The organism is Mesorhizobium sp. M7A.F.Ca.CA.004.06.1.1 (assembly GCF_003999135.1).
GTDB lineage: Bacteria > Pseudomonadota > Alphaproteobacteria > Rhizobiales > Rhizobiaceae > Mesorhizobium.
Map to the genome: position 1 here is coordinate 1 of NZ_RZPQ01000510.1, position 4,324 is coordinate 4,324.

Consider the following 4,324-nt stretch of genomic DNA (forward strand, 5'->3'; position numbering starts at 1 on the left):
CATCGTCATCTCGATCAACGGCGCCAACGACGCGGCGGTGATCACCGGCGATGCCAGCGGCTCGCTGACCGAAGCCTCCGGCGTTGCCAACGCCACGGCCGGCACCTCGCCGGCGACCGGCGATCTCGACGCCAGCGATGTCGACAGCGGCACCGACTTCTCGGTGCAGACCAACGGCGCCCACGGCACGCTGACCATCAATGCGGCCGGCGAGTGGAGCTACGCGCTCAACGAGGATGATGCCGCCGTCCAGGCGCTCAACACCGGCGATCTGGCACTCACCGACACCATCACCGTGCAGACCGCCGACGGCACGACCAAGGACATCGTCATCTCGATCAACGGCGCCAACGACGCGGCGGTGATCACCGGCGATGCCAGCGGCTCGCTGACCGAAGCCTCCGGCGTTGCCAACGCCACGGCCGGCACCTCGCCGGCGACCGGCGATCTCAATGCGACCGATGTCGACAATACGGCGACCTTCAACACCCAGGCCGCCGTCGCCAAGACCTATGGCACGTTCTCCATGGACGTGAACGGCGCTTGGAGCTACACCCTGGACGACGCCAACGCGGCCGTTCAGGCGCTCAACAGCACCGGAGCGAACACCACTCTGCACGAACTGGTGACGGTCACCACCCTCGACGGCACACAGAAGGTGATCGACATCACCATCCACGGCGCCAACGACGCGGCGGTGCTATCGTCTGCCTCGGCCAACCTGACCGAGACCAACTCGGCAGCAGATATCTCGACTTCCGGCACACTGACCATCTCGGACGTCGACAGCCCCGCAACCTTCGTCGCCCAGGCCGCCACCGCCGGTACCTACGGCACCTTCGCCATTAATGCGGCTGGTGCGTGGACCTACACGGCAAGCTCGGCCCATGACGAGTTCGTCGCCGGCCAGCACTATACCGAAAACTTCGATGTGGTCAGCGCCGACGGCACCCACACGTCGGTCGCCATCGACGTCCTCGGCACCGCCGATGCCCCGCCGCGCTTTGCTCCGACGGACATTCAGCTCACACCGAGCACTACGACGGACAATGTGACTTTCAGTTCGTTCCAGTTCACGGGAACACTGTCCGCAACCGATGCAGATCCCGGCGGCTTCGTCTACAGCATCACCTCGCAATCGGACCCTGGACTGTTTTCGATCGCCGGCAACACATTGAGCTCGGGAGATCTCTCGCCGAGCAAGGCGTATTCCATAACCGTGCAGTCAACGCAGGTCGGCGATCCGGTCGGGCCTGCTTACCAGTATTCCGAAACTTTCCAGGTCATCACCGGCAGCAATGGCAACTCAAGCGACAATCTCAGCAGCCCCGTAGGCGGCGACGATATACTCTACGGCAATGGCGGGGCGGACCAGATCTTTGGCCTGGCCGGCAATGACACGCTGTTAGGCCAAGGCGCTAATGATACCCTGTCCGGCGGCGACGGCAATGACCGGCTGGTCGGTGGTGCCGGCGCCGACACGCTTAGCGGCGGTCTGGGCGCCGACACATTCTATTACGGATCAGCCGTTGCGGATTCTGCGCCGGGTGCCGGCAGTTTCGACACCATCACCGACTTCGTGCATGGGGTCGACAAGATCGACCTGTCCTCAATCGACGCCAGCGGAGCCGCCGGTGATCAGGCGTTCCTGTTCGGAGGGCAGAATGTGAATACCGTCGCCAGCAGTATCACGTGGTCGGAAAGTGGCGGCAACACAATCGTCCGTGCGGACGTAACCGGCAACACAGGCGCCGATTTCCAGATCACGCTGACCGGTACCGGGCTCGGACTGACGGCGAGCGACTTCGTGCTTTGAAACCAGGAGGTGAGTCGCTTTGCGGCTCACCTCGTTGCTCGATGTGATTGGGCCTCCGCGTTAAGGTTTACGACGGGACTACCGACGGGCCGCGTGGCCGGCTGAAGGATCGGGGATAGTATCGGCATACAGGTGGACAGGGGGGCGGTTCTCCGCTGGGTATTTGAGTCTCGAAAGAAAATCGCAGATTGTGAAGGACGCCCTTCTGGCGTGCCGTCATTATTTCCTGATCGCGGCAGGCTTCAGCCTGGCGATCAACCTGCTCTATCTCGCCTCGCCGCTCTATATGCTGCAGATCTACGACCGTGTTGTGACCAGCGGTAGCCAGACTACGCTGGTAATGCTTACCATCGCGCTCCTGGCGGCGTTCCTTGCGCTGGCAGGTCTCGACCTCATGCGTGCCACGATCCTGACCCGGGCTAGCGTACGCCTCGACCGGTTGCTGTCCGCGAGGATCGTGGCCGCGTCGGTCGAAACCACGCAGTCGGGCTCCTCTCAGAGCCAGCCAGTGCGTGACTTTGACACGTTCCGGCAGGTCATAACTGGCATGGGCATCAATGCGCTGTTCGACCTGCCATGGTCGCCCATCTACATCGCCATCATCTTCCTGCTGCACCCCTGGCTCGGCTTCTTTGCGCTCGGCTCGTCGCTGCTGCTCGTCACCATGGCGGTGCTCAACGAATATCTGGTGCGCGCCCCGCTCAAGCAGGCCAACGACTTGGCGACGGCCAACTACAATTTCACCGATATGAGCCTGAGGAACTCGGAAGTCATTCGCGCCATGGGCATGATCGAAGGCCTCATCGGCCGCTGGGGACGCGACCGCAGCTTGGCGCTTCAACGCCAGACGCAAGCCAGCGACCGCGCCGCCTTGATGTCGGGGATGATCAAGTTCCTTCGCTTGACCATGCAGTCGCTGATCCTCGGCCTCGGCGCCTATCTGGTGATCGAACGGCAGACCACAGCCGGCTCGATGTTCGCGGCCAGCATATTGCTGGGCAGAGGACTGCAGCCCGTCGAACAGATCGTTGGCCTCTGGCGCAGCCTGATCCTGGCGCGGGCGGCGCTGGCGAGGGTTCACAAACTGGTCGACGGGGGCACGCAGAACGCAAGATCGTTCAACCTGCCGAAGCCAACCGGCAAGATTTCGGTCGAGCAGATCAGCTTTGCAATTGCCAGCCAGCAGAAAGTGCTGCTCCGGGACGTATCATTCCGGCTGGACGCAGGCGAGGCGCTGGGAATTGTCGGCCCGTCCGGCGCCGGCAAGTCAACGCTGGCTCGTCATCTCGCGGGCGTCATGCAACCCAGCCGCGGCACCGTCAGGCTGGACGGCGCCGATCTGTCGCATTGGGGACACGACGCGCTTGGTGACCACATCGGCTACCTGCCGCAGGATATCGAACTCTTCTCCGATACGGTCGCCGCCAACATCGGCCGCTTCAAGACCAATGTCGACCAGGAGGTCATCGAGGCCGCGCGGCTCGCCGGCGTGCACGAGATGATCATCCGCCTGCCGCAAGGCTATGAGACCCAGATTGGCGAAGGCGGCGCAGTGCTGTCGGGAGGATATAGGCAACGGATCGCTCTTGCTCGTGCGGTGTTCGGAACGCCGAACCTGATTATTCTTGATGAGCCGAGCTCCAATCTGGACGCCGATGGCGACCGCGCGCTGAGCGAGTGTGCGATCGAGCTCAAACGCCGGGGCAGCACGGTGATCATCGTCTCGCACCGGCCCTCGACCCTGGCGAATGTCGACAAGATCCTTCTGTTGCGCGATGGCGCGGTCGAGGCCTTCGGCATGAGAAACGAGATCGTGGCGCTGCTCAACCAGCGCGCGGCTCCAATGGCGGTGGTAACGCAATGAGCCGTGTTTGGAGAGAGCGATGAGCGACGGCGCCCTTACCTACCGAAGCCTGCCCGGGGAAACCGGCATCCTCGCTCCGGATTCGATCCGGGTGCCAGCCTATATCGGCCTGCTGATCATCGTTGCCTTCTTCGGTATCTTCGGCGGCTGGGCAGCCTTTGCCCCACTGAACGGCGCCGTGCTCGCCGACGCCATCGTCAAGGTGGAAGGCAATCGCAAGAGCGTACAGCACTTCGACGGCGGAACGGTGAAGGAAATCCGCGTCAAGGATGGCGACGTCGTCAGGAAGGGCGACATAATGCTGAAGCTGGACGACACCATGATACGATCCGAGTTCAATCTCTATGCCCAGCAATATGCGCTGCTGCGTGCAACCGATGCCAGGATTCGGGCCGAACTGGATGGCAGCGAGGCTGTTGCCTTTCCCAAGGACATCCTCAAGGAGCACGAGGCCTACCTCAGGGATGCGATGGCAAACCAGATCGCCGACCTGGAAAGCCAGCGCGCCTCGATGGCCGGCGCCAGGCAGATTCTCGAGCGGCGGATCGCCGAGCTCGAGGAGCAGATCCAGGGCAAGCAGGCTCGGGTCCAATCCTACCAGGCCCAGATGCAATCGACGATCGACGAGAAGGCCAGCCTGTCAA

Annotated in this window: 3 protein-coding genes; all 3 read left to right on the top strand. The window is 62.8% G+C overall.

Annotation, left to right across the window (positions count from 1 at the left end):
• Positions 1-1,816 (top strand): VCBS domain-containing protein (locus EN906_RS24530; RefSeq protein WP_206520066.1); only part of this gene is annotated, 1,816 nt, incomplete at its 5' end.
• A 190-nt stretch (positions 1,817-2,006) separates the two neighbouring features.
• Positions 2,007-3,680 (top strand): type I secretion system permease/ATPase, encoded by a 1,674-nt coding sequence (locus tag EN906_RS24535; RefSeq protein ID WP_236383531.1) that lies wholly within the window; start codon positions 2,007-2,009, stop codon positions 3,678-3,680.
• 19 nt (positions 3,681-3,699) lie between these two features.
• Positions 3,700-4,324, top strand: a 625-nt coding sequence (locus EN906_RS24540; protein ID WP_127375444.1) for a biotin/lipoyl-binding protein, incomplete at its 3' end; no start/stop codon positions are given.